The organism is Pseudomonas lopnurensis, from assembly GCF_015070855.1.
Classification (GTDB): domain Bacteria; phylum Pseudomonadota; class Gammaproteobacteria; order Pseudomonadales; family Pseudomonadaceae; genus Stutzerimonas; species Stutzerimonas lopnurensis.
Genome location: NZ_JADDIX010000070.1, coordinates 104,448 through 126,941 on the forward strand (window position 1 = coordinate 104,448; position 22,494 = coordinate 126,941).

Annotated in this window: 20 protein-coding genes and 3 pseudogenes; 13 read left to right on the forward strand and 10 right to left on the reverse strand. The window is 64.7% G+C overall.

Annotated features, from left to right (window positions below):
- Positions 1 to 66: 66 nt before the first annotated feature.
- The 3 genes and pseudogenes from IN820_RS14355 to tcuB form a co-directional block, all read right to left on the reverse strand.
- A complete protein-coding gene (locus IN820_RS14355; RefSeq protein WP_193681608.1) occupies positions 67 to 1,623 on the reverse strand; it encodes a sigma-54-dependent transcriptional regulator in 1,557 nt (518 codons plus the stop codon).
- 212 nt (positions 1,624 to 1,835) lie between these two features.
- Positions 1,836 to 2,810: a D-2-hydroxyacid dehydrogenase family protein gene (locus tag IN820_RS14360; protein ID WP_193681609.1), complete on the reverse strand. Its 975-nt coding sequence runs from the start codon at positions 2,808 to 2,810 to the stop codon at positions 1,836 to 1,838.
- A 28-nt stretch (positions 2,811 to 2,838) separates the two neighbouring features.
- Positions 2,839 to 3,015 (reverse strand): annotated as a pseudogene (tcuB, locus tag IN820_RS14365) (tricarballylate utilization protein TcuB); the annotation flags it as partial.
- Positions 3,016 to 3,247: 232 nt separating this feature from the next.
- On the opposite strand from tcuB, the gene phhA reads away from it, so the two are divergent.
- The 3 genes from phhA (at position 3,248) to IN820_RS14380 (ending at position 5,865) form a co-directional block, all read left to right on the forward strand.
- Positions 3,248 to 4,033, forward strand: a complete 786-nt coding sequence (gene phhA, locus IN820_RS14370; protein WP_193681610.1) for a phenylalanine 4-monooxygenase — start codon at positions 3,248 to 3,250, stop codon at positions 4,031 to 4,033.
- 279 nt (positions 4,034 to 4,312) lie between these two features.
- A complete protein-coding gene (locus IN820_RS14375) occupies positions 4,313 to 4,669 on the forward strand; it encodes a 4a-hydroxytetrahydrobiopterin dehydratase (protein ID WP_193681611.1) in 357 nt (118 codons plus the stop codon).
- A complete protein-coding gene (locus IN820_RS14380) occupies positions 4,669 to 5,865 on the forward strand; it encodes an amino acid aminotransferase (RefSeq protein ID WP_408005241.1) in 1,197 nt (398 codons plus the stop codon). The genes IN820_RS14375 and IN820_RS14380 overlap by 1 nt, the downstream gene beginning before the upstream one ends.
- Positions 5,866 to 5,878: 13 nt before the next feature.
- On the opposite strand, the gene IN820_RS14385 is transcribed toward IN820_RS14380, so the two are convergent.
- Positions 5,879 to 6,400, reverse strand: coding sequence for a cytochrome b (locus IN820_RS14385; protein ID WP_193681613.1), 522 nt, complete (start codon positions 6,398 to 6,400; stop codon positions 5,879 to 5,881).
- A gap of 191 nt (positions 6,401 to 6,591) precedes the next feature.
- Here IN820_RS14385 and IN820_RS14390 point away from each other — a divergent pair, with 191 nt between their 5' ends.
- From IN820_RS14390 to codA, 3 genes are all read left to right on the forward strand, one after another.
- Positions 6,592 to 7,353: a phytanoyl-CoA dioxygenase family protein gene (locus IN820_RS14390; RefSeq protein ID WP_193681646.1), complete on the forward strand. Its 762-nt coding sequence runs from the start codon at positions 6,592 to 6,594 to the stop codon at positions 7,351 to 7,353.
- A 238-nt stretch (positions 7,354 to 7,591) separates the two neighbouring features.
- Positions 7,592 to 8,869, forward strand: a complete 1,278-nt coding sequence (codB, locus tag IN820_RS14395; protein WP_193681614.1) for a cytosine permease — start codon at positions 7,592 to 7,594, stop codon at positions 8,867 to 8,869.
- A 13-nt stretch (positions 8,870 to 8,882) separates the two neighbouring features.
- Entirely contained in the window at positions 8,883 to 10,118 is a 1,236-nt protein-coding gene (gene codA, locus IN820_RS14400; RefSeq protein WP_193681615.1) for a cytosine deaminase, read from the forward strand.
- On the opposite strand, the gene IN820_RS14405 is transcribed toward codA, so the two are convergent.
- Positions 10,112 to 10,792 (reverse strand): c-type cytochrome, encoded by a 681-nt coding sequence (locus tag IN820_RS14405; protein WP_193681616.1) that lies wholly within the window; start codon positions 10,790 to 10,792, stop codon positions 10,112 to 10,114. The genes codA and IN820_RS14405 overlap by 7 nt on opposite strands.
- Positions 10,793 to 11,129: 337 nt before the next feature.
- Here IN820_RS14405 and IN820_RS14410 point away from each other — a divergent pair, with 337 nt between their 5' ends.
- The gene (locus tag IN820_RS14410) at positions 11,130 to 11,633 is read left to right on the forward strand and encodes an acyl-CoA thioesterase (protein WP_193681617.1); all 504 of its coding nucleotides are present in this window, start codon (positions 11,130 to 11,132) and stop codon (positions 11,631 to 11,633) included.
- 260 nt (positions 11,634 to 11,893) lie between these two features.
- The gene (locus IN820_RS14415) at positions 11,894 to 12,235 is read left to right on the forward strand and encodes a zinc ribbon domain-containing protein YjdM (protein WP_193681618.1); all 342 of its coding nucleotides are present in this window, start codon (positions 11,894 to 11,896) and stop codon (positions 12,233 to 12,235) included.
- A gap of 1 nt (position 12,236) precedes the next feature.
- Here IN820_RS14415 and IN820_RS14420 read toward each other — a convergent pair.
- Positions 12,237 to 12,971, reverse strand: a pseudogene (locus tag IN820_RS14420) (hypothetical protein).
- 349 nt (positions 12,972 to 13,320) lie between these two features.
- Here IN820_RS14420 and IN820_RS14425 point away from each other — a divergent pair.
- Both IN820_RS14425 and IN820_RS14430 read left to right on the forward strand, forming a co-directional pair.
- A complete protein-coding gene (locus IN820_RS14425; RefSeq protein WP_193681619.1) occupies positions 13,321 to 13,569 on the forward strand; it encodes a hypothetical protein in 249 nt (82 codons plus the stop codon).
- 103 nt (positions 13,570 to 13,672) lie between these two features.
- Complete coding sequence (locus IN820_RS14430; protein WP_193681620.1) at positions 13,673 to 14,113, forward strand: Lrp/AsnC family transcriptional regulator; 441 nt, start codon at positions 13,673 to 13,675, stop codon at positions 14,111 to 14,113.
- Positions 14,114 to 14,186: 73 nt separating this feature from the next.
- On the opposite strand, the gene IN820_RS14435 is transcribed toward IN820_RS14430, so the two are convergent.
- Genes IN820_RS14435 through IN820_RS14445 form a run of 3 tightly spaced genes read right to left on the reverse strand, consistent with a single transcriptional unit; the run spans position 14,187 to position 18,191 of the window.
- Complete coding sequence (locus tag IN820_RS14435; RefSeq protein ID WP_193681621.1) at positions 14,187 to 15,713, reverse strand: ABC transporter substrate-binding protein; 1,527 nt, start codon at positions 15,711 to 15,713, stop codon at positions 14,187 to 14,189.
- Positions 15,714 to 15,747: 34 nt separating this feature from the next.
- The gene (locus tag IN820_RS14440) at positions 15,748 to 17,067 is read right to left on the reverse strand and encodes a porin (RefSeq protein WP_193681622.1); all 1,320 of its coding nucleotides are present in this window, start codon (positions 17,065 to 17,067) and stop codon (positions 15,748 to 15,750) included.
- Between the two features lie 47 nt (positions 17,068 to 17,114).
- The gene (locus IN820_RS14445) at positions 17,115 to 18,191 is read right to left on the reverse strand and encodes a TauD/TfdA family dioxygenase (RefSeq protein ID WP_193681623.1); all 1,077 of its coding nucleotides are present in this window, start codon (positions 18,189 to 18,191) and stop codon (positions 17,115 to 17,117) included.
- A 190-nt stretch (positions 18,192 to 18,381) separates the two neighbouring features.
- On the opposite strand from IN820_RS14445, the gene IN820_RS22865 reads away from it, so the two are divergent.
- From IN820_RS22865 to IN820_RS14460, 3 genes are all read left to right on the forward strand, one after another.
- The gene (locus IN820_RS22865) at positions 18,382 to 19,347 is read left to right on the forward strand and encodes a PDR/VanB family oxidoreductase (RefSeq protein ID WP_207793638.1); all 966 of its coding nucleotides are present in this window, start codon (positions 18,382 to 18,384) and stop codon (positions 19,345 to 19,347) included.
- A 26-nt stretch (positions 19,348 to 19,373) separates the two neighbouring features.
- A complete protein-coding gene (locus IN820_RS14455; RefSeq protein WP_193681624.1) occupies positions 19,374 to 20,444 on the forward strand; it encodes an acetamidase/formamidase family protein in 1,071 nt (356 codons plus the stop codon).
- A 316-nt stretch (positions 20,445 to 20,760) separates the two neighbouring features.
- Positions 20,761 to 21,759 carry a helix-turn-helix domain-containing protein gene (locus tag IN820_RS14460; protein WP_193681625.1) on the forward strand — a complete coding sequence of 333 codons (999 nt, stop codon included), beginning with the start codon at positions 20,761 to 20,763 and terminating at the stop codon, positions 21,757 to 21,759.
- 53 nt (positions 21,760 to 21,812) lie between these two features.
- On the opposite strand, the pseudogene IN820_RS14465 reads toward IN820_RS14460, so the two are convergent.
- Positions 21,813 to 22,429, reverse strand: a pseudogene (locus tag IN820_RS14465) (NADPH-dependent F420 reductase).
- Positions 22,430 to 22,494: the final 65 nt, after the last annotated feature.

The following is a 22,494-nucleotide window of genomic DNA, read 5'->3' on the forward strand; positions in this document are numbered from 1 at the left end:
TTGAGCCGCGCAGCGGCGAAGCCCAACACCGCACCGAGGCCCGAGCGGACCTCCAGCGCGCGCCACTTATCCCTTCTGGCCGATACCGTACTCGCGCAGCTTGTTGGCGATGGTGGTGTGCGACACGCCGAGGCGCTTGCCCAGCTGGCGGCTGCTCGGGAACTGCTTGTACAGGCCCTCCAGCACGGCCTTCTCGAAGCGCCCGACGATGCTCGCCAGATCGCCCTCGAGGGAAAAGTCGCCCAGCGGCTGCGCCGCGCCGTAGCCCGGCAGGCGGATGTGCTCGGGCTTGATGCTGCCGCCTTCGCACAATGAAACCGCCTGGAACAGGGTGTTCTCCAGCTGGCGCACGTTGCCCGGCCAGTGGTAGCCGGCCAGCCGTTCCAGCGCCGGCGGCGAGAGCGCGGGCAAGGCGCAGCCGATCTGCCGGCTGGCCTGGTCGATGAAGTGCAAGGCCAGCGGCTGCAGCCCGTCCAGGCAGTCGCGCAGTGGCGGGATGTGCAGCGACAGCACATTGAGGCGGTGATAGAGATCCTGGCGAAACTGGCCGCTGGCGCAAAGTTCGGACAGATCCACCTGGGTCGCGCAGATCACCCGCACGTCGAGGTAGACCTCCTCGTCGCTGCCGACCCGGCGGAAACCGCCGTCCTGCAGGAAGCGCAGCAGCTTGGTCTGCAGCCGCGGGCTCATCTCGCCGACGCCATCGAGGAACAGCGTGCCGCCGGCGGTCAGCTCCAGCAGGCCGAGCTTGCCCTCCGGCCGCGCGCCCTCGAAGGCACCGGGGCCATAGCCGAACAGCTCGGTTTCGGCCATGGACTCCGGCAGCCCGGCGCAATTGAGCGCCATGAACGGCGACTGCCCGCGCGGGCTGGACAGGTGGCAGGCGCGCGCCAGCAACTCCTTGCCGGTGCCGGTCTCGCCCTCGATCAGCAGCGGCGCATCCAGCGGCGCCATGCGCCGCGCCTCGCGCACCACCGCGGCCATGACCTTGGAGCTCTGGAAGATGCTATCGAAACCGCGCAGTTCCTGTTTGCGCACCTGGTAGATGCGTTCGCCGACCCGGTCGGCGCGATGCAGGGTGAGCACGGCGCCGGCCAGCGCCTCGCTGTCGTCGTGTTCGGATTGCAGCGGCGCGATGTCGGCGAGGAACACGTCGCCCTTGATGGTCACCCGCAGGCCGTTGATCCGCGCCTTGTTGGCGCGCACCAGCTCGGGCAGGTCGAAATCCTCGGCGTAGCGCGACAGGCTCATCCCCGGCACCTCGTCGACGCGCACGCCGAGCAGCTGCGCCGCGGCGCGGTTGGCGGCGACGATGGCGCCGCTCATGTCGATCGACAGCACCGGGAACTCCAGCGCACCGAGCAGCGCGTTGAGTTCCAGCGAATGCCGCTCGCTGGGCATCAGGCCGACCTTGCGCAGCTCGAACACGCCCGGCAGCGCCTCGATCTTCGGCCGCAGCGCCTGCAATTGCAGGTTCATCAGGTTGGGGCAGTGCAGGTACACGGCGTTGCCCTGCTCGCCGCCGACTTCGCCACGGGCAACGTTGATGCCGTAGTCGACGAGCAGCTCGAGCATGTCGCGCAGGATGCCGACGCGGTTCTGGCAGAGAATCTTGATACGCATGAAGGCTGCCCGGGTTTGTTGTTATGGGGCGGGCGCTGCGATCCGGTCGCGCCGCCATTGGCTGTCAAGATTATTTGACGCTGCGCGAAGACCGCAAGGTCGGTGCGCCCGCCGGTCGCAGCGGGGGCACACTTACGTAGGAGCCGGCTTGCTGGCGATGCTGTTGAAACGTCGATCGCCAGCAAGCTGTCTACAGGCAATCCACGAAAAGCTCAGCCACCGCGAACGCTGACCTCCGGATTGGCCAGTTCGCAGCGCTCGCCGGCGAAGAAGGCCCGCACATTGGCGAAGGCATCGCCGAAATACAGCTCGTAGCCCTGCCGCTCCACGTAGCCCAGGTGCGGCGTGCAAAGCACCCGGGGGTGACGCAGCAGCGGATGATCGGGGTCGTCCAGCGGTTCGTCCTCGAACACGTCGAGCGCGGCGAATCCCGGCCGACCGCGCTCCAGCGCCTCGAGCAGCGCGCCCGGGGCGATCAGCTGTGCGCGGCTGGTATTGACCAGCAGCGCCGTGGGTTTCATCAGCGCCAGGTCGGCGGCGGTGACGCTGTGCAGCGTGCTGTCCACCAGCCGCAGGTGCAGGCTGAGCACGTCGGCTTCGGCGAAGAAGGCCTCGCGGCTGGCCGCCGCGCGGTGGCCGTCGCGCACCGCGGCTTCGCGGGAAGCCTCGCTGCCCCAGACCAGCACCGGCATGTCGAAGGCCTGGGCGTAGCGGGCCAGGCGCTGGCCGATCTTGCCGTAGCCCCAGATGCCCAGCGTCTGGCCGTACAGCCGCTCGCCCAGGTTGACCTGCCAGTGCCCGGCATAGAAGCCCTGCAACGCCGGGAACAGCTGGCGCCGCGCCATGAGCATCAGCGCCCAGGTCAGCTCGGCCGGCGCGATGGGCGAGCCGCGCCCTTCCATCACCGCCACGCCATGACGGCTGCAGGCGGCCAGGTCCAGATGCGCGGCGACCTTGCCGGTCTGGCTGATCAGCTTGAGCCGTGGCAGCCGCGCCAGCAGCGCCGCGTCGATCACCGTGCGTTCGCGGGTCAGCACCAGCGCATCGGCGTCGGCGAAGCGCGCGGCCAGCTCGTCGCGATCGGCGGGCGTGTCGTGGTAGAGCGTCACCCGGTGCCCGTCGAGGCGGGCGAAGCAGTCCAGCGAGCGGACGACGTTCTGGTAGTCGTCGGGAATCACGATATGCATGCATGGCTCTCCTGATGAGCGGCGGTCTTCATTCGCTGCCCCGCTTGATCCGGTCGGGCTGGCGTTTCTCGATGGCGTACTTCAGCAACGCGGCGCTGCGGAAGATGCCATGGGCGAACTTGCCATAGGGCATGGTCAGGAAGAAAGCCATCACCACGCCCAGGTGTACCGCCAGCAGGATAGCCCTCGCCGCCGCACTGCCAAGCTTGGGCCGCTGGGTTTTACATACGCCGTGCAACTCGTCGTAAAGAATTGCTTACGAGTCACGCCTCGCAGTTACCCGCCAGGGCGCCACCCTGACTAATCGTCAGCATTTATTTACGAAATCCGCATTTCCAGTATTTCCCGAGACGACCTCGGAATGCCCCTTGGGCATGCAACCGCGCTTGAATGGACGCTCAGAACAACAAGATGCACGCTCAGGCCTGGGAGGTCGGATGAAAACCACCCATTACGTTGCCCGCGAACCGGACGCGCAGGGGCACATCCATTACCCGGACGCCGAACATGCCGTCTGGCAGACGCTGATCGAGCGGCAGCTGAAGCTGCTCGACGGCCGTGCCTGCCCGGAATACCTGGACGGCCTCGCCCAGCTCGCCCTGCCGCGCGAACGCATCCCGCAACTCGGCGAGATCAACCGCGTGCTGCAGGCCAGCACCGGCTGGCAGGTGGCGCGGGTGCCAGCGTTGATCCCGTTCCAGACCTTCTTCGAGCTGCTGGCGAGCAAACGCTTCCCGGTGGCCACCTTCATACGCACGCCGCAGGAGCTGGATTACCTGGAGGAACCGGACATCTTCCACGAGATCTTCGGCCATTGCCCGCTGCTGACCAACCCCTGGTTCGCCGAGTTCACCCATACCTATGGCCAGCTCGGCCTGCGCGCCTGCAAGCAGGAGCGCGTCTACCTTGCGCGGCTGTACTGGATGACCATCGAGTTCGGCCTGGTCGAGACCCCGGCAGGGCGACGCATCTATGGCGGCGGCATCCTCTCCTCGCCGAAGGAGACGCTTTACAGCCTGTCCGCCGCGCCCGAACGGCAGCCCTTCGATGCCTTGGAAGCCATGCGCACGCCCTATCGCATCGACATTCTGCAGCCGCTGTATTTCGTCCTGCCGGACCTGCATGCGCTGTTCGACCTGGCCCGCCAGGACATCATGGCCCTAGTCCACGAGGCCATGCGCCTCGGCCTGCACGCACCGAAGTTTCCGCCCAGGGCGGCGTAGGGTGGACAACGCCGCAGGCTTGTCCACGCGTCGCTCGAGGCCGTCGCTCAGCCTGTGCAGGCCAAACGTGCAGACCGAAGCCGACGCGTGGAAAACGCTTCGCGGTTTTCCACCCTACGCGGGCAAACAACAAACCCGTGGGAGCGGCCTTGGCCGCGAAGCCTCTTGGCTTGTAGGGTGGACAACGCCGCAGGCTTATCCACGCGGAACGCCGCCGCTGCCAACCCCTCGATTTCACCTACGCTCATACTCTCAATCATTCCAACAAAAGGAGCGACCATGACCGCCCTCACCCAAGCCCACTGCGAAGCCTGCCGTGCCGACGCGCCGAAGGTCTCCGACGAGGAGCTGGCCGAGCTGATCCGCGAAATCCCGGACTGGAACGTCGAAACCCGCGACGGCCACCTGGAGCTGGAGAAGGTTTTCCTGTTCAAGAACTTCAAGCACGCCCTGGCCTTCACCAACGCGGTCGGCGAGATCGCCGAAGCCGAGGGCCACCACCCCGGCCTGCTCACCGAATGGGGCAAGGTCACCGTCACCTGGTGGAGCCACTCGATCAAGGGCCTGCACCGCAACGACTTCATCATGGCCGCGCGCACCGACCAGGTCGCGAGCACCGCGCAGGGGCGCAAATGATGCACTTCGGTCAGATTTCCCGCGTACCCGGCGACCCGATCCTCGGGCTCATGGAGCTGTATCGCAGCGATCCGAACCCGGCCAAGATCGATCTCGGCGTCGGCGTCTACAAGGACTCCCAAGGCCTGACGCCGATCCCGCGGGCGGTGAAGCTGGCCGAGCAGCGGCTGGTGGACAGCGAGCAGACCAAGAGCTACATCGGTGGCCACGGTGACCCGCAGTTCGGCGCCCAGTTGCTGCGCCTGGTGCTCGGCGGCCGCTCCATCGCCCTCAGCGAGCACCGCGCCGGTTGCACCCAGACCCCCGGTGGCACCGGGGCGCTGCGCCTGGCCGGCGAGTTCATCGCCAAATGCCTGCCCGGGCGGGGCATCTGGCTGAGCGACCCGACCTGGCCGATCCACGAAACCCTCTTCGCCGCCGCCCGCCTGCCGGTCAACCACTACCCCTATGTCGGCGCCGACAACCGCCTCGATGTCGACGGCATGCTCGCCGCCCTGCAACAGATTCCGCGCGGCGACATCGTGCTGCTGCACGCCTGCTGCCACAACCCCACCGGCTTCGACCTCGGCCAGGACGACTGGCTGCGGGTACTGGAAGTGGTACGCGCGCGCGAACTGCTGCCCCTGTTCGACTTCGCCTACCAGGGCTTCGGCGACGGCCTGGAGGAGGACGCCTGGGCGGTGCACCTGTTCGCCGAAACGCTGCCGGAAATGCTGGTCACCAGCTCCTGCTCGAAGAACTTCGGGCTGTATCGCGAACGCACCGGCGCGCTGCTCGCCATCGCCGCCAATGCCGAGCGCCTGCTGGATGTGCGCAGCCAGCTCGCCTCGCTGGCGCGCAACCTCTGGTCGACGCCACCGGCCCATGGCGCCGCGGTGGTGGCGGCGATCCTGGCGGACGACCCGCTGCGGCAGATCTGGCAGGACGAGGTCGAACGCATGCGCCAGCGCATCGCCAGCCTGCGTCGCGGCCTGGTGGAGGCCCTGACGCCTTACGGCCTGGATCAGCGTTTCGGCCACATCGCCCGGCAACGCGGCATGTTCTCCTACACCGGGCTGAGCGCCGAACAGGTGCGCCGCCTGCGCGCCGAGGATGCGGTGTACCTGGTCGAGAGCGGCCGCGCCAACGTCGCCGGGCTGGATGCCGAGCGGCTGGACCATCTGGCGAGCGCCATCGCGCGAGCGGTGCAGGGCTGAGCGCCGGGCGAACTCAGCGCAGCAGCGGCAGCATGCCCTTGAGGGTATCGTCGCGGCGCACGTAGTGGTGCCACAGCGCGGCGCCGGCGTGGCCGAGGATCATGGCGAACAGCAGGTACTGGGCGAGGATGTGCACGTCCTTGGCCAGCCCGCGCAGGTCGGCCGACAGCGGCAGCGGGCCGACCTCCACCAGCCAGAACAGGCTGAACGGCCGGCTGCCGAACAGCAGTCCGGAAAGCGGCATCGCCAGCAGCAACAGGTAGAGCAGGCCATGCCCGGCCTTGACCAGGAACCGCTCCAGCGGCGCCTTGGCCTCCAGCGGCTGGGCGCGGCGGCGCATGCACAGGCGCAGCACGGTGAGCAGCAGCACCAGCACGCCCAGCGACTTGTGCAGGGTGAACACATTGCCCTTGCCGCCGAGCAAGGCCTCGAAGAACGCCTCGCTGCCATAGGGCAACGCGACGATCAGCAGGATCAGAGCGGCGGTGAGCCAGTGAAAGGCGATCTGCAACGCAGAGAAACGAGAGTGAGTCATCTGTACATCCGGTTTTCAGCGAATCATGGATGGCGAGGATTTTCCCCCAACGCGCGGACAGAACTGAAATCCCTTTACCCAAAGCTGACCGAAACCTCGCCTGCGCGGCCCGTGGCATCGCCGGCCCGCGATGACCGCACCCGACTATCCTTGTAGCGATCAGAACACGTGGAACCTGCCCGATGCCTGCCATGCCGCCCGACAGCCTCACCGCCACTCGCCTGCGGGCGCTGCACGAACAGGGCTTCGCCCTGCTGCCCAGGGTGATCGACGCGGCGCGGATCGCCGAGCTGCGCACGGCCATCGACCGGCTCGAACCGGTTCACTGGGACTACCAGGGACTGGTGGACGATCACTACAAGTGCGTCTTCAACCGCTCGCCGTTCTGGCTGCCGTACCTGGACCTGCCCGGCGTGATCGAACTGGCCGAAGCGGCCCTCGGCGCGGACTGCCACGTCATCGGCCAGACCGCCTGGCGCAGCCACCCGGGCTTCGTCGGCGGCGAACTGCATGCGGACTACCTGGCCATGGAACTGCCGGAAAGCCTGCTGGCAGACCCGGCATTCGAGCTGCCGATGCAGGTCTGCACCGCGCACCTGTACCTCGACCGCATCGACGCGGATCTCTGCCCGACCCGGGTGACACCCGGCAGCCACCGCGCCGGGCGCAAGCCGCGCCCGGGCGAAACCCACTGGCAAGGCCGCGAGACCGAGCCGGTGCTGTGCGACGCCGGCGACGTGCTGTTCTTTCGCAGCGAACTCTGGCACGCCGGCAGCCGCAACCGCACGCGCGACCGCAGCCGCTACCTGCTCCAGGTGCATTACGGCCGGCGGATGGTGGCGCAGAAGTTCTCACCCTATCTGCACTTCACCTTCGACCCCGAGGTGCTGGCCGCCGCCACGCCGCGCCAACGGCGTCTGCTCGGCGAGCACGAGCCGACGGAGTACGACTGATCCCGGTACGCGCACACTCCCGCAGCAAGCATTGGCATTGGGCTGTCAGAGCGGAGCATAGTCCTCGTCGGGAACCGGGCTAAACGGGTGCACAACCACGGCGCACCGCACCCATTGCGCGCACTCGTTCCGCCGACCGGGCACAATCCCCGCGGCATTGCTGACCTGACCATCCGGTCAACCAATGGCATGACACCTGCTACGGCCGGCCATCACTTCTCGACACGGAGCAACGGCAATGACCCAGCACAGCGACAGCGACTTCCCCTTGAGCGAAGTGCCGGCAGGCGCGCGCAAGGGCCTGTGGTCCACCTCCATCCTGCTGTTCGGCTTCACCTTCTTCACCGCCACCATGTTCGCCGGCGGCAAGATCGGCCTGGCCTTCGACTTCAAGACCATGCTCTGGGCGGCAGTGATCGGCAACCTGCTGCTCGGCGCCTATGCCGCGGCGCTCGGCCTGATCGCCTGTCGCAGCGGCCTGAATTCGGTGCTGATGGGCCGCTTCTGCTTCGGTGAAAGCGGCAGCCGGCTCTCGGACCTGCTGCTCGGCTTCACCCAGGTCGGCTGGTACGCCTGGGGCACCGCCACCATCGCCATCGTCCTGGTGCGCCTGCTGGAACTGCCGCAAGGCTGGACGATGCCGCTGATGGTGCTGTTCGGCTTCGGTTTCTGCCTGACCGCCTTCGTCGGCTACAAGGGCCTGGACCTGCTCTCGCGGGTGGCGGTGCCGGCAATGCTGTTGTTGCTGGTCACTTCACTATGGATCGCCACGCGCGACATCGGCGGCCTGGATGCACTGCTGGCAGTAACGCCAGGCGAAAGCATGGACCTCGGCATGGCCATCACGCTGATCTTCGGCACCTTCGTCAGCGGCGCGACCCAGGCCACCAACTGGACGCGCTTCGCCAGGAGCGGCAAGGTCGCGGTGTGGGCCAGCCTGATCGGCTTCTTCGTCGGCAACGGCCTGATGATCGTCGCCGGCGCCTACGGGGCGATCGTCTACCAGCAGCCGGACATCGTCGAGGTGCTGGTGCTGCAGGGGCTGTCGATGGCCGCGGTGGTGATGCTCTTTCTCAACCTCTGGACCACCCAGGACAACACCATCTACAACTTCGCCGCCGCCGGCTGCAATCTGCTGCGCACCGAACGGCGCCGGCTGGTCACCTTGAGTGGCGCTTTCGTCGGCACGCTGCTGGCGCTGGGCGGCATGTACGAACTGCTGATCCCGTTCCTGATCCTGCTCGGCTCGATCATCCCGCCGATCGGCGGCGTGATCATGGCCGACTACTTCTACCGCCACCGCGGCCAATACCCGAAACTGGCCGAGGCGCGCCTGCCGAAGTACAACAGCCTGGGCCTGGCGGCCTACTTCCTGGGCGCCGCCTGCGCCTATTTCTCGCCCTGGATCGCGCCCATCGTCGGCATACTGGTGGGCGCCACGGCCTATATTGTCCTGCACGAGGGCCGGCGCCTGGCCCTGTCGCGCACGGTACTGACGCACCCGAGCTCACGCTGAACAAGGAGTCGCCATGAACATCCTCAACGCCCGCCTACGAGGCCGCAGCGGTCTCCATCGCATCGAGCTGGATGGCGCGCGGATCGCCGCCATCACCGCGCAGCAGGCGCCGGCCGAAGCCTGCGACGGCGATATCGACGCCGCCAGCAACCTGGTGGTGCCACCCTTCATCGAACCGCATATCCACCTCGACGCCACCCTCACCGCCGGCGAGCCGGCCTGGAACATGAGCGGCACGCTGTTCGAGGGCATCGAGCGCTGGGGCGAGCGCAAGGCGCTGGTGACCCACGAGGACACCAAGGCGCGGGCGAAGAAGACCATCGACATGCTGGTCGAGCACGGCATCCAGCACGTGCGCACCCACGTCGACGTCACCGACCCGACGCTCTCGGCGCTCAAATCGATGCTCGAAGTGCGCGAGGAAACCCGTCACCTGATCGACCTGCAGATCGTCGCCTTCCCCCAGGAGGGCATCGAGTCGTTCAAGGACGGCCGCGCGCTGATGGCCGAGGCCATCGCCATGGGCGCCGACGTGGTCGGCGGCATTCCGCACTTCGAGAACACCCGCGACCAGGGCGTCAGCTCGATCAGGTTCCTCATGGACCTGGCCGAGCGCACGGGCTGCCTGGTGGACGTGCACTGCGACGAGACCGACGATCCGCAGTCGCGCTTTCTCGAAGTGCTCGCCGAAGAGGCGCGGGTGCGCGACATGGGCCAGCGGGTCACCGCCAGCCACACCACGGCGATGGGCTCCTACGACAACGCCTACTGTTCCAAGCTGTTCCGCCTGCTGAAGATAAGCGGGATCAATTTCGTCTCCTGCCCGACCGAGAGCATCCACCTGCAGGGCCGCTTCGACACCTACCCCAAGCGCCGCGGGCTGACCCGCGTCGCCGAAATCGACCGCGCCGGGATGAACGTCTGCTTCGGCCAGGATTCCATCGTCGATCCCTGGTATCCGCTGGGCAACGGCAACATCCTGCGCATCCTCGAAGCCGGGCTGCACATCTGCCACATGCTCGGCTACGAGGATCTGCAACGCTGCCTCGACCTGATCACCGACAACAGCGCCCGCACGCTGAACCTGGGCGAGCGCTACGGGCTGGAAGCGGGTCGGCCGGCGAACCTGCTGATTCTCTCGGCGCCGGACGATTACGAGATGCTGCGCACCCAGGGCCATGCGCTGCTGTCGATCCGCAATGGCAAGGTACTGATGCGCCGGACACCGGCGCAGATCGAGCGCTACTGAGCGGCCACCTTGCGCAGCCGGACGAGGTTGGCCAACTCCTCGCTCGGGCTCAGTTGCAGGCTCGACAGATAGGCGGCCAGCGCCTCGATCTCGGTCACCGAGAGCTTGCTGGCCACGGCGATCATCACCGAACCGGCGCGACTGGGGTCGTTCTCGCGAAACCGCATCAGCGCCTTGCGCAGGTATTCGTCGGGCTGCCCGGCCAGCCGCGGCATGGTTTCCATGCCCTCGGCGTGGGTGCCATGGCAACCGGTGCAGGTGCTCTGGAAGATGTTCTCGCCGGTCTTGCGCAACTGCTCGTCCGGCGCGCCCTCGGTCGGATTGACCTTCTGCTGGCTGAAATACACCGCGACGTTCACCCGGTCCTCCAGGGTGAGGTTCTCCGCCAGCCTGGACATGACGAAGTCGCTGCGCTCGCCGCTGGCGAACTTCTCGAAGGAGTGGAACAGGTACAGCGGATTCTGCCCGGCCAGATTGGGAATGTGCTTGCGCTTGCTGTTGCCGGTCTCGCCATGGCAGTAGGTGCAGAACACCGCGCGTTCCTGGCCGGCCAGGCTGGCCTGCTGGCGCCGCTGTTCATCGGCCATCAGGTAGTTGAAGCGCTGCATCGCCTCCTCGCTGGCGTGGGTGAGTGGGACGAAACAGCAGAACAGAGCGAGGACAAGAGCGCGCATGGGGTCATCCGGTACCGAGGTGGGCCAGTGGGATCGTTTTGGGGTGACCGACTATAGGTGTGGGGAGAGCTCGAATCCCGGCCCAAATCAACAAAAGGCGTCCCGAGCGGGGCGGCCTGGCACCTTTTGCGAAAACCATCACAGATCGGCGTCAGGTTCTCGCTCGCGGTACGACGATCCCGCCGTTGCGGCGGTTATTACGGCCAAGCACCCACTGCGCGCTTGCGCCGCATTGACGATCGAAAAAAAAGATGAAGCGAATCGGAAAATCAGCACACAGGCGCGGCGCATTCGACTAAAGTAGCACCCCTTCATCCACCGAGGAGCCGTGACCCCCATGCTAGATGGACATGCAGAGCTGACCATGACCGTACTGATGACGCCGGACAAGGCCAATTTTTCCGGCAACGTACATGGCGGCACGCTGCTCAAGTACCTCGACGAAGTCGCCTACGCCTGCGCCAGCCGCTACGCCGGGCAGTACGTGGTAACCCTCTCGGTGGACCAGGTGGTGTTTCGCCAGCCGGTGCACGTCGGCGAACTGGTCACCTTCCTCGCCTCGGTCAACTACACCGGCACCACGTCGATGGAGATCGGCATCAAGGTCGTCACCGAAGACATCCGGACGAAGACCGTACGTCACACCAACAGCTGTTTCTTCACCATGGTCGCCCTCGGCGAGGACGGCAAGCCGGTGCCGGTACCGCCGTTGAACCCGAAGACGCCCGAGCAGCAGCGCCGCTTCGCCCAGGCCTACCAGCGCCGCGAAATCCGTCGCGAACTGGAACAGCGCTACCGCGACCTGCGTACCGGCAACGAGCCCCTCGCCGCGGTGAACTGACCGCGTGATCGCACTATGCGCTCAAAAAAGCCGAAAACAGCGCGGGAAGCTGGAGGCTGAACGACAAGTGGCTCGAGAGTGAACGCAGATCTGGCGTTTCTTTCGTCCAGCTTTCCAGCCTTCAGTGCTTTGTTATCGAATGGCCGTTACGGAATAGCGCCATAGCGCGATTGCCCTACGCCGCCTGCGCACCAGCCCCCAAGCGGGACAAAACCTTATACAATGCGCGGCTTTCCGCAATTCCGTCCCGAGGACCTCCCGTGAGCACGCTGCCACCCTGCCCCCAATGCAACTCCGAATACACCTATGAAGATGGCCAGATGCTGGTCTGCCCGGAGTGCGCCCACGAGTGGTCCGCCACCGAGGAGGCTGCGGCCGGCGAACACGACAAGGTGATCAAGGACTCGGTCGGCAACACCCTGCAGGATGGCGATACCGTTACCGTGATCAAGGACCTGAAAGTCAAGGGCTCGTCCCTGGTGGTCAAGGTCGGCACCAAGGTGAAGAACATCCGCCTGTGCGACGGCGACCACGACATCGACTGCAAGATCGACGGCATCGGCGCCATGAAGCTGAAGTCCGAATTCGTCAAGAAGGTCTGAGCTACTGCACCGGCAGGAAGTTGAGGAACAACAGGCCGTGGGCGTAGTTGACGCCGATGCGCCGATAGCGTTCGTCGAGTAGGTCGGTGAGCAGGTCCAGGCGCGCGACCATCTTGGCGAGTTCGGTGGCGAAACTCAGGTTGCGGCCCTGCTCGGAGATCTCATTGGCCAGCAGCAGCTTGTGCCCGTCGCTGCCACGCCGACTAGCGAGCATCCAGACGGCCTTCTCCAGGTTGCGCGCGGCGTTGTGGATGAAGCGCACGTCCAGGTTGTCGGTGATGTAGAACGCCTGGCGCCCGCCGTGGGCGGTGATCAGCATGCTGCGCAGGGCTTAGATGAAGGCGCCGACGAGGTCACCACGAAAATCGGCGCCCAGCGCATAGTCTAGCGCGGCGATGTCCTGGCGGCCACCCAGCGCCGGTGGCGGACGCCGCAAGTCGATCGCAGTCATCACCGCCTGGCGCGCGGCATCGGCGTCGGCCAGTCCGGTCTTACGCCACTGCTTGGGATTGCGCAGGTAGAGCTTGCCGGCCAGTCGATCGAAGCTCTCCAGGTTGCTGCGCATGGCCAGGGTCGCCAGGCGATCCACCTGGGTCTGGAACAGTTTGCCCACCTGCGGCTGAGTGCGCGGTTTGCCCGGCAGGGCATCGCAGCCGCCCAACAGCAATGTCAGCAGCACAACCAGCAGGCCGCTGCGGCGTATCGGGCGTGCATCGGCAATGAGCGAAGCGGGCATCGACATCGTCCCTGTAGACCACGGGCCACCCGTCGCGAGCGACGGGCCTGGCTCGGGCGCATCGGGCGCCCAGGATGGCTTTAGAGCCTGAGGCATCGCACCTAGGCAAGCCGGAAAACCGCCATGGAGGCCCCAGGCGCACTGGAACCTGCGTGATAGACCACTTCTACACAATACCACCAGGTCGGGTATGCTCCCCGTCCATTCCCTGAGGCAGCGCGCCGCAGTCAGATGAGAGGATCACCATGCCCCGCCACCCAACGCGCGCCGTCCTTGCGCCTGGGCCTGCTCGCCGCACTCTTCACGGTCAGTGTCTGGACCACCTTGGACCGTCAGTACCCGTGTCGCCATGGGCAGCCAATACCTGGATCCGGCGCTGCTGGCCTTCATCCGCTTCGGCACCGCCTCCCTGGTGCTCGCGCCTTGGTGGTGGCGACGGCGGCGCATCCCCCGCGAGGTTTCGCCCTGGGTGTTGCTCGGCCTGCTGTGCGCCGGGCTGCCCATGGGACGGCAGGCTTCTCGTCACACAGCGTCGACGGATCGCACCAAGCGCCGCGCTGCGACCGACCGGGGTCGCGAAAGCACGAACACATTCTGATCTGACTGTTCGTGAAATATGCTTCTTTATTTCCCGAAGATAGGGATAGGATTGAAAAATCCTTTTACAGAATCAGAGAAATGCAAAAAACAGTCCAGACGAGATGGACCGAAGAATTCTGCGGGTTCTCAGCAAGGACGGACGGGCCAGCCTGCAGGAGGTCGGCAAGCAGGTCGGACTGTCCTCCAGCCCCTGCTGGCAACGGATCAAGCGCATGGAGGAAGCCGGGGTGATCCGGGGCTACGAAGCCCGTATCGACCTCGCCGAACTCGGCTACCGCGACAACCTGATCGTGATGCTCACCCTCGATCACCACAGCGACGAAACCCTGGAGAAGTTCGAGCGGGCGCTGGCGGAAACTCCCGAGGTGATCGAGGCCTACCTGGTGTCCGGCGAATACGACTACTTCATCCGCATCGCGGTGAAGGACACCCGCGACTACGAACGATTGCTGCGCGAAAAGCTCTACCACATCCCTGGCCTGCGGCATTCGGTATCGAGCTTCGTGCTCCGCCAGTTGAAGGCCAGCAGCGTACCGCTCTGAGCTCCACTGAAAACAAAAACATCCGATGCCCCGAGGGACATCGGATGAACGACGCGGCAAGCGAACTATCGCGTCAGACGTGCCAGCGAGAAGGCAGCATCCAGCCATTCTGGAACGGCTGGTAGCGCAACGCAGTCGTGTGCGCCACGCTCGACACGCCTTGCAGCAGTGGCAGGCTGTAGCCCTGCTCTACCGCCCAGCGCTCGAACGCCTGGTAGCCGGCGATGCGATTGGCGTAGTCGCGCTCTACCAGCAGTGGACGCAAACGCTCCATCACATCCTCGCTACGCCACACGGAGAACACCGTGTCGGCATTGAGGTAGCTGCCCGAGTACAGCTCCGGGTCCGCCGTCGAGTTGTTCCACAGCCAAAGAGCAGGACCTTCGAGAGTGCCAGCGGCCACCGACTGGAAGTACTTGCCCATGTCGATGGTCTCCAGCTCCGCCTGGATGCCGACCTTGCTCCACATCTGGACGATGGCGCGGGCCATCTGGTTGTCGACCGGATGCACGCCATTGGTGGCGAAGAACTTGAAGCGCACCGGATTGCTCAGGCTGTAGCCAGACCTGGCCAGATAGTCGCGAGCCTTCTGTGCATCGAAGGCCATGCTGAAGTGCTCGTCATGCGCGGGCGTACCAGGCGGCGAAGGCATCGACAGGGGCTGCGGGTCGCCGTCGAGCAGGGCCCGCGAGAGCACCTCCTTGTCGATGGCATGGTGCATCGCCAGGCGCACGTTGATGTCGTCCAACGGCGCCTTGTCGAGCATGTGGATGAGATAGGTATCCACGGTCACCGTCAGCGCACTGGTGAGGTTCGGCATGTCGCCCAGGCGCAGCGCATCACGAATCGGCAGTGCATAGCTGAAGGCAACCTGCCCGGACTGAAGCGCTGACACCCGCGAAGTCGGGTTGGGAATGATCTGGATGCTCACCTCGCGCAGGGTCGGAATGCCCCCCCAGTAGCGATCGAAGGCCTCCAACACCACCCGATTGTTGCGCTGATACTCCACCAGCTTGTACGGCCCCGAGCCGATCGGCTTGGCCAGGAATGCCTCCATACCCACCTGTTCGATGTATCGCTTGGGCAGGATGAAGGAGCCGGCAAAGCCGAGGTACTGGGGGGCAGTCACGAAGGGCTTGCTGAAGTGGATGACCGCCCGTGTGGGAGACGGCGTTTCGATACGCTCGATGCCGCTCCAGATGAAGCCCAGTTGCAGCGACTGATCGGCTTTCAGGCGTTCCTCGAAGGTGTACTTGAAGTCCTCGGAAGTCAGCTTATCGCCGTTGTGGAAATACACGTCGTCGCGAAAATCCAGCGCCAGTTCCAGCCCGCTGTCGTCAGTCCATTGGTAGGCGCTGACCACGCCACCGGCCAACTGGTTACGCTCGTCATACTGCAAGGGCTGGTCGAACACGCATTTGTAGAGCGAGGTGGCCTGCGGGATGATCCGCGCCGTGGGATCCCAGCTGACTACATCGAAGGGAAACGCCAGCGAAACTCTCTCGGTGTCCGCCGCCAGCACGCGAGCGATGCTCCCCGGGCCCATCAGCAGCGCCAGGGCGCTCAGCGGCGCGGCTCTCAACAAGGTTCTGCGTTGCATCGTTTTATCCTCGTAAATCGCTGCCGAGCGAAAATCAGAACGTGTAAACCATGCCAAGACGGAAAGTGTCCTGACGGTTGTCGCTGGAGTTATCCAGGTACCAGCCGGCACCCTGGTTGGCGCGAATGCCATCGGATGCCTTCATCCAGGAATAGGAGGCGTACAGCCAGGTCTTGTCGGAGAGATCGCGCTTGAGGCCGAAAGTGACCTGATCCCAGTCGTTACCCTCGAAATCGGACCATTGATAGGCGGCGATGGCCGTGGTCTTCTCAGCGATCGGGTAGTAGCCACCCAGTTCGTATACGTGCTGGGTGGCGGTCTCCCCGTCACGCTTAAACTTGGTCTGCGAGGTATTGCCGACCAGCGTGAAGTCACCCAGTTGGTAATGCCCACCGACGATAGCGGTCTCCTGATCGACGATAAGCGGCGTGCCATCGAAATTGAGCGTCTCACCAAACAGTTCGGTCTTGCCAATCTGTAAGTCGGGATAGATGTCGTTTTTGTCGATGCGCACGTAAGCCGCCGCCAGGCTCCAGGGGCCGGCGAAGTAGCTGGCGCCCAGGCTGAGCGTTTCCTTGTTGCCCGAGGACTGACCGGGGTAGGCCGCATCGTCGGTTGCATACATGATGCCAAACTTGAAACCGTCGAAAGTCGCGCTCTGGAACTTGATCGAGCGATCCACCCGCCAGCCGGAAATACGGTCGAAGTCGCCGTGATGTCCCGCGTAGGTCGTGGCATAACCGCCGATATTGAGCTGGTTGAGGTAGTCGTAGACGAAGTCGTACTGGCGCCCGAAGGTCAACCGCCCCCACTTGTTCTCGACTCCTGCATAGGCCTGGCGCCCCCAAGTGGTGCCGTATTGCGAGGTGGTACCATCGCTCAGGTTGAAACCGTGCTCGATGGTGAAGATCGCCTTGAGGCCCCAGTCCAGATCCTGGGAGCCGGTCAGGCCCAGGCGATTGCCCCAGTTCACCCCGTCGCGCTCACCGAACTTGCTGCTGCCGCCTTCGTCGCTCACATAGGTAGCACCGAAGTCGAGCACGCCGTACAACTTGACCTTCTCGGTGATCTCGTCGATCAGGTCAGCAGTGGCCGTGCTGCGCTTGGCCGGCGCTTGCTGAGCCTGGGTCACCTGCTCTTCGTCAAGCCCCGCAGGCGCCACGGCGGTTGCCGGTGGTTGTTGGGCCTGCTGCTTGGCGAGCGTCTCGCGGACGATTTTCTCGACCATCGCGCGCACCTGCGCTTTGGCCTCCGGGCTCAGCGAAGCCGCTTCATCGGCGGCCACCAGGCCGCTGTAGGCGAACATCCCGAGCGAACACACAAACGCTAACGTCGAATACCTGCCGATTTGCATGGCACTGTTCCATTGTCGGATTGATTGGATGGATAAATTGGCAGTGGTCAAGGCATAACGCGTGGGACGGCGGCTTCGACAATATGGAAGTTGCCCTTCGAATCGTCCGCCCCCGCGTCCCTGTGGGTCGTGCGGTTTTGCACCACACTCTTCCCGAAGCCCGGGGTCACTGCCCGGGGTTCCCGGCGGCGCAGCCACAGGCGCATCAGGTGACGTCTGCGCTGCGGCTCCGGGTAGTCGATAAACTCGGTACGCGAGTGCAGCGCCGCATGGTTGGAGAGCCACTGGATATCACCGGGACGGAAATCCATCTCGATGGCCATGCCCGGCTCGTAGGTGATCGCCTCGAACAGCTCCAGCAGTTCTCGCTGCGCCTCGGTCAGGCGCGGCACTTCCGGAAAGTCCTGGGCGGTGAGGATGTACAGCGAGCCGGCGTACATGCTGAAGGTGCCGTCCACCAGGCTGATGATCGGCGAGCAGTAGGTATTGGCCGGCGCATCCGGGTCCTGGCGGCGCCAGTCCCAGTGGAAGGGTTCGAACAGCAGCGGTGCGAGGTCGGGGCGACGGGCCAGGATCTCGTTGTAGATCTGCGCACCGGAGACCAGGCAGGACGCGCCACCGGCCTTGGATGGACGCAGGCACATCAGCGATACCACATCCGAGCTGTCGGAGTGGAACGGCAGCTTGTCGCGAATCGACTTGGAAAGCGCCGTGGGGTCGTCCAGGGTCTTGTCCGAGGTCGCGTAGATGTGGTCGATCAGGTCACCCAGCTCGTTCTGCCGCATCGGCTCGCCCATCAGCAGGCCGAGCAGGTAATAGATGGCGGCGCTCAGCGCGTCGGAATACAGCTGGGTGCGCAAGCCACGTACCAAGACGAAACCGTGGCCGACGTCGAGGCGCTCCTTCCATTGCGCCACGGCCTCCTGAAGGCTTTCCAGCGGATAGTCGCCGGGCTCGACGCGGCGCAGGTCCGGATTGTCGGCGATCAGCTGGGCACCGGCGGCCTCGAGTTCGGCGAGCTGCACGTCGTCGAGCAGATAGATCCAGTCGCCACCGCGTCCCAGCTCGTCGCCGCGCCAGGCGGCCGAGGTGGTGATCGGTTGCAGAGTCAGAGGTTTCGCCATCGCCGGATGCTCCCAGGGTAGTTCGTTGCGGATGGCAAAACTCTCGCAAGATGCCGGCGGGCGATCTTGTCCGGACGCGCATGAAGGCTTGACGCTCGAGCGGCAGACGTCCTAATTCCCGTGCGCAGGTGTCCAAGAACTGCCCCGCCGGCTGCGGCCACACTGGCACCAAATCGCTCGGGAGCCTTTCGTGAACGCACCCCCTGAACCCTTCACGTCCGCGGTACGACTGCGTGTGGTCCGCCACGAGCCGGCAGCGCAAGGCGTCACCCTGATCGAGCTGGAACCGGACGACGGCCAGCCGCTGCGCCCGTTCCGCGCCGGCGCCCACTTGGCGCTGGAACTGAACGCCGGGGTACGCCAGTACTCGCTGTGCAACGGCCCCGCCGAGACCGTGCGCTATCGCCTGGCGGTACGCCTGGAAGCCGACGGCCGTGGCGGTTCGCGGGAAGTCTGCGAGGACTTGCAGGCAGGCTCGACGCTGAACGCCAGCGGTCCGTTCAACCATTTCCCGCTGGAGGAAGACGATCCCTGCCCGCTGCTCATCGCCGGCGGCATCGGCATCACCCCGCTGCTGGCGATGGCCCGTGAGCGCGAGGCCCAGGGGCGCGCGTTCGAACTGCACTACAGCGGGCGCAGCCAGGCCGGCATGGCCTTCCATGAGGAACTGAGCGGGCGTGGCGATGGCCAAGTGTTCTGCTACGCCGATGGCGTGCGCATGGATCTGGAGCAGGTCATCCCCTCTCCCTCCGCGCGCCACCTGTATGTCTGCGGTCCGGCCCGGCTGATCGATGCGGTGCTAGCCGTCGCCCGCGGCAAGGGCTGGTCCGATGCGCAGGTGCATTTCGAGCGTTTCGGCGCCGAGGCCCCGGCGGCACTGGACGGCGACGGCGCCTTCGAGGTGCAGATCAAGTCCAGCGGCGAGGTCATCGCCGTCGGTGCCGAGGAGAGCGTTGCCGACGCCCTGCAGCGGCACGGTCTGTACATCAACCTGTCCTGCGGCTCCGGGGTTTGCGGCAGCTGCCGCCTCGGCGTGCTGGACGGCGACGTCGACCACCGCGACTACTTTTTCTCCCCCCAGGAACAGGCCGCGAACGACCAGTTCACGCCCTGCTGCTCACGGGCGCGCAGCGCCCGCCTGGTTCTCGATCTCTGACCCGACCGCTGTGAGGAATCACCCGCATGTCCACGAAGCAATCCCTGAACGCCGGCCGCAGCCATCCCATGCCCAGCGCCCTGCACACCCTTCGGGCCACCCCGGAGAACGTCCACTGGGGCTATTTTTCCGCTGACCTGGCGCCAGCGCTGAAGGTGCGCAGCGGCGATATCGTGCAGGCCGAAGCCATCACCCATCACGCCGGCGACGCGCCGGAGCTGATGATGGACGAGACCGTCTGGCGACTGTTCCGGGAAATCCCGGAGAACGACCGCAACCCCGGTGTGCACATCATGACCGGGCCGATCTGGGTGGAAGGCGCGCAGCCCGGCGACATGCTCGAAGTGCGCTACCTGCAGATGACCCCGCGCAACCGCTACGGCGCCAACCTCGCGGCCAACTGGGGCTACCTGTACAAGGAGTTCGACGAGACAGAACGCGTCACCATCTACGAGCTGGACACCAACGCCCACAACGCCAAGGCGCTGTACGCCTACGACGTGAAGGAGAAGTACCTGATCCCCGGCCGCGTCACCCATTGCCCGGAGTGCGACCGGCAACAAGCACTCAACGGCGTGCGCGTACCGATCCGCCCGCACCTGGGCACCGCCGGCGTGGCGCCGGACGTACAGGGGCGCATCAGCACCATCCCGCCGGGCCTGCACGGCGGCAACATCGACAACTGGCGCATCGGTGCCGGCTCGACCATGTACTACCCGGTGGCGGTGGACGGCGCGCTGTTCTCCATCGGCGATCCGCATATCTCCCAGGGCGACGGCGAGATCAGCGGCACGGCCATCGAGTCGTCGCTGAACGTGACCATGCAGATCATCCTACGCAAGGATTTCTTCTTCCCCTCGCCGCTGCTCGAGGCCGAGGACTGCTGGATCGTCCATGGCTTCCACGAAGACCTGAACCAGGCGGCGCGCAATGCCTCGCTGGACATGCTGACCCTCCTCACCGAGCACCAGGGCCTATCTCGCAACGACGCCTACTCGCTGATGAGCGTGGCCGGGGACATGGGGATCACCCAGGTGGTCGACAGCCGCCAGGGCGCCCATATCAGGATGCCACGCAACATCTTCGAGCAACTCTGAACGCTCTTCGCGTTCTTCCCAGGCCGGTATGAGAAAGCCTCTCTTACCGGCCTTTCTAATGGCTCCCAATAAAAACGCGCTGTCTTCGGGCACCCCTCGCACTGCTTCGACGCAATGCCGAGCGATGGCTGCAATCAATCAAAATTTCCTCCTCCGCCCGCCCCCTGCGAGCGCGCCCCCACAGCGCTAATCGTCTGAAATAAAAAGAATAAAAACCAGTAGAGGCACACTCTAAACGACGCCCGGGAACACACTCACATTCAAAATCGGCAAACTTGCCGGCATGAGTATTGCTAAGAAAATGGCACATAAGAGAATGTCCAACGACGATAGAAATGCCTTATTGCGTGAGGTCCTTATGAAAAGCTGGAATGTATCCACCGACCGGCACCCCGCCCTTGAACGCGCACAACTTTGGCAACGCGCAATGAATCAATTGCATATGCCAGCGTGCCGATCCCGAGACTCCGAGAAACTCATTGAAGGCGACATCTACTGCATCACCACACCCAGTAATGTCGAGTTTGCACGCATAAAGGGAAGTCCACTGGAGATTTCAGGCCAGTCTACGGAGCAACCCTATACCATCTGGCTAGCCCTGATCATCGCAGGCCAGGTATCGATCAAATACAAAGGATTGAAGCTTCCCGCCAAGGCAGGGGACATTGTCTACGCCCCCACCGGACTGGATATGTCGCTCACCGCCGAGTCGGACTTCCAGATGCTCTACATCCGCATACCGCCAGATCTGGTACACGCTCGCCTGCTCAATCCGTCACTCATCGATGTCGGTTACCTTTCCTGTGAAAACGGAATGAACCGAGTATTCTCCGACACACTTCATTCGATCAGCGACAACTTGGAAAACATTGACCCGACGTCATTGAGACCCATTGAAATCGTACTTTCCGAATATCTGATCACCACCTTGATGCAACAAGGAAAAGTTCAGGATTTCGGTGGCACGGCGAAGATGCTGCATTTCAAACAGATATGCCAGGTTATCGACGCGCGCCTGGCCGACCCGGAACTCAACCTGGCTCAAATTGCCGACGAGCACCATGTCTCGTCCCGTTATGTGCAGAAACTTTTCGAAGTATCGGGAAGTAGTTTCGCCAGTTACATCCGCGTGCGTCGACTCGAACGCTGCCGCTGCGAACTGTCGAATCCGGAATATCGGCACCTGTCCGTTTCCGATATCTGCTTTCGCTGGGGATTCAACGACGCGGCGCACTTCAGTCGCGTATTTCGCAACACCTTCGGAGTGACCCCCAGAGATTACCGACGGCAGAAGGAAAGCCGCCTGGCCGGCTAAGGAAAAACCTGCCGCCGCTGCAGGCCCAGCGGTGGCAGGTCTGGCGGCGGGATTTAGCGGGACAGCCAGGTCGGCGCGATCTGCGTGCCCAGACCGGCACCGTAGCCCAGGTAGATGTTCAGCCCGGCCAGCGGCTCGAGGTAGCGGGCGTTATGCAGGCCGCCGGCATCGACCACGGCGTAGCCGAGGCTGGTGGCCAGTTCCGTCGCAACCTGCTTGGCGGCGGCATCGTCGGAGGCGACGAAGACGCTGGCCGGGGTTCCGGCGAAGTCGCCGCCCTGGTCGAGCACTTGGGCGAACAGGGTGTTGAACGCCTTGACCACTTGGGCGCCCGGCACCTGCTTGGCGATTTCTTCCGCCGCCGACGTGCTGTGACCCAGGGTCAGGCCCATGTAGTCGGGGGTCAGCGGGTTGGTCGGGTCGACCACGACCTTGCCGGACAGGCTGCCGGTCTCGGCGACGATGTCCACCACAGCGCCGAAGTACACCGCCATGACCAGCACGTCGGNGCCGCTTCCTTGATCGACAGCGCCTGGGCGCCGTATTGGGTGGCCAGGTCGCGCGCCTTGGCCAGGTCGCGGCCGCTGACGATCACTTCGTGGCCGGCCTGGGTCAGTTGCTTGGTGAATGCGCTACCGATATTGCCGTAACCGAAGATGGTGACTTTCATGTGCAGATTTCCTCTTGGGGGATGATGAACGATGAAGGCGCCCCTCGTGGGGCGACCGGGAAAGG

Excerpts from the sequence above, each read along its gene's own strand:
- IN820_RS14355 (WP_193681608.1), bottom strand. The coding sequence starts at position 1,623 with ATGCGTATCAAGATTCTCTGCCAGAACCGCGTCGGCATCCTGCGCGAC.
- IN820_RS14360 (WP_193681609.1), bottom strand. The coding sequence starts at position 2,810 with ATGCATATCGTGATTCCCGACGACTACCAGAACGTCGTCCGCTCGCTG.
- phhA (WP_193681610.1), top strand. The coding sequence starts at position 3,248 with ATGAAAACCACCCATTACGTTGCCCGCGAACCGGACGCGCAGGGGCAC.
- IN820_RS14375 (WP_193681611.1), top strand. The coding sequence starts at position 4,313 with ATGACCGCCCTCACCCAAGCCCACTGCGAAGCCTGCCGTGCCGACGCG.
- IN820_RS14380 (WP_408005241.1), top strand. The coding sequence starts at position 4,669 with ATGCACTTCGGTCAGATTTCCCGCGTACCCGGCGACCCGATCCTCGGG.
- IN820_RS14385 (WP_193681613.1), bottom strand. The coding sequence starts at position 6,400 with ATGACTCACTCTCGTTTCTCTGCGTTGCAGATCGCCTTTCACTGGCTC.
- IN820_RS14390 (WP_193681646.1), top strand. The coding sequence starts at position 6,592 with ATGCCGCCCGACAGCCTCACCGCCACTCGCCTGCGGGCGCTGCACGAA.
- codB (WP_193681614.1), top strand. The coding sequence starts at position 7,592 with ATGACCCAGCACAGCGACAGCGACTTCCCCTTGAGCGAAGTGCCGGCA.
- codA (WP_193681615.1), top strand. The coding sequence starts at position 8,883 with ATGAACATCCTCAACGCCCGCCTACGAGGCCGCAGCGGTCTCCATCGC.
- IN820_RS14405 (WP_193681616.1), bottom strand. The coding sequence starts at position 10,792 with ATGCGCGCTCTTGTCCTCGCTCTGTTCTGCTGTTTCGTCCCACTCACC.
- IN820_RS14410 (WP_193681617.1), top strand. The coding sequence starts at position 11,130 with ATGCTAGATGGACATGCAGAGCTGACCATGACCGTACTGATGACGCCG.
- IN820_RS14425 (WP_193681619.1), top strand. The coding sequence starts at position 13,321 with ATGGGCAGCCAATACCTGGATCCGGCGCTGCTGGCCTTCATCCGCTTC.
- IN820_RS14430 (WP_193681620.1), top strand. The coding sequence starts at position 13,673 with ATGGACCGAAGAATTCTGCGGGTTCTCAGCAAGGACGGACGGGCCAGC.
- IN820_RS14435 (WP_193681621.1), bottom strand. The coding sequence starts at position 15,713 with ATGCAACGCAGAACCTTGTTGAGAGCCGCGCCGCTGAGCGCCCTGGCG.
- IN820_RS14440 (WP_193681622.1), bottom strand. The coding sequence starts at position 17,067 with ATGCAAATCGGCAGGTATTCGACGTTAGCGTTTGTGTGTTCGCTCGGG.
- IN820_RS14445 (WP_193681623.1), bottom strand. The coding sequence starts at position 18,191 with ATGGCGAAACCTCTGACTCTGCAACCGATCACCACCTCGGCCGCCTGG.
- IN820_RS14455 (WP_193681624.1), top strand. The coding sequence starts at position 19,374 with ATGTCCACGAAGCAATCCCTGAACGCCGGCCGCAGCCATCCCATGCCC.
- IN820_RS14460 (WP_193681625.1), top strand. The coding sequence starts at position 20,761 with ATGTCCAACGACGATAGAAATGCCTTATTGCGTGAGGTCCTTATGAAA.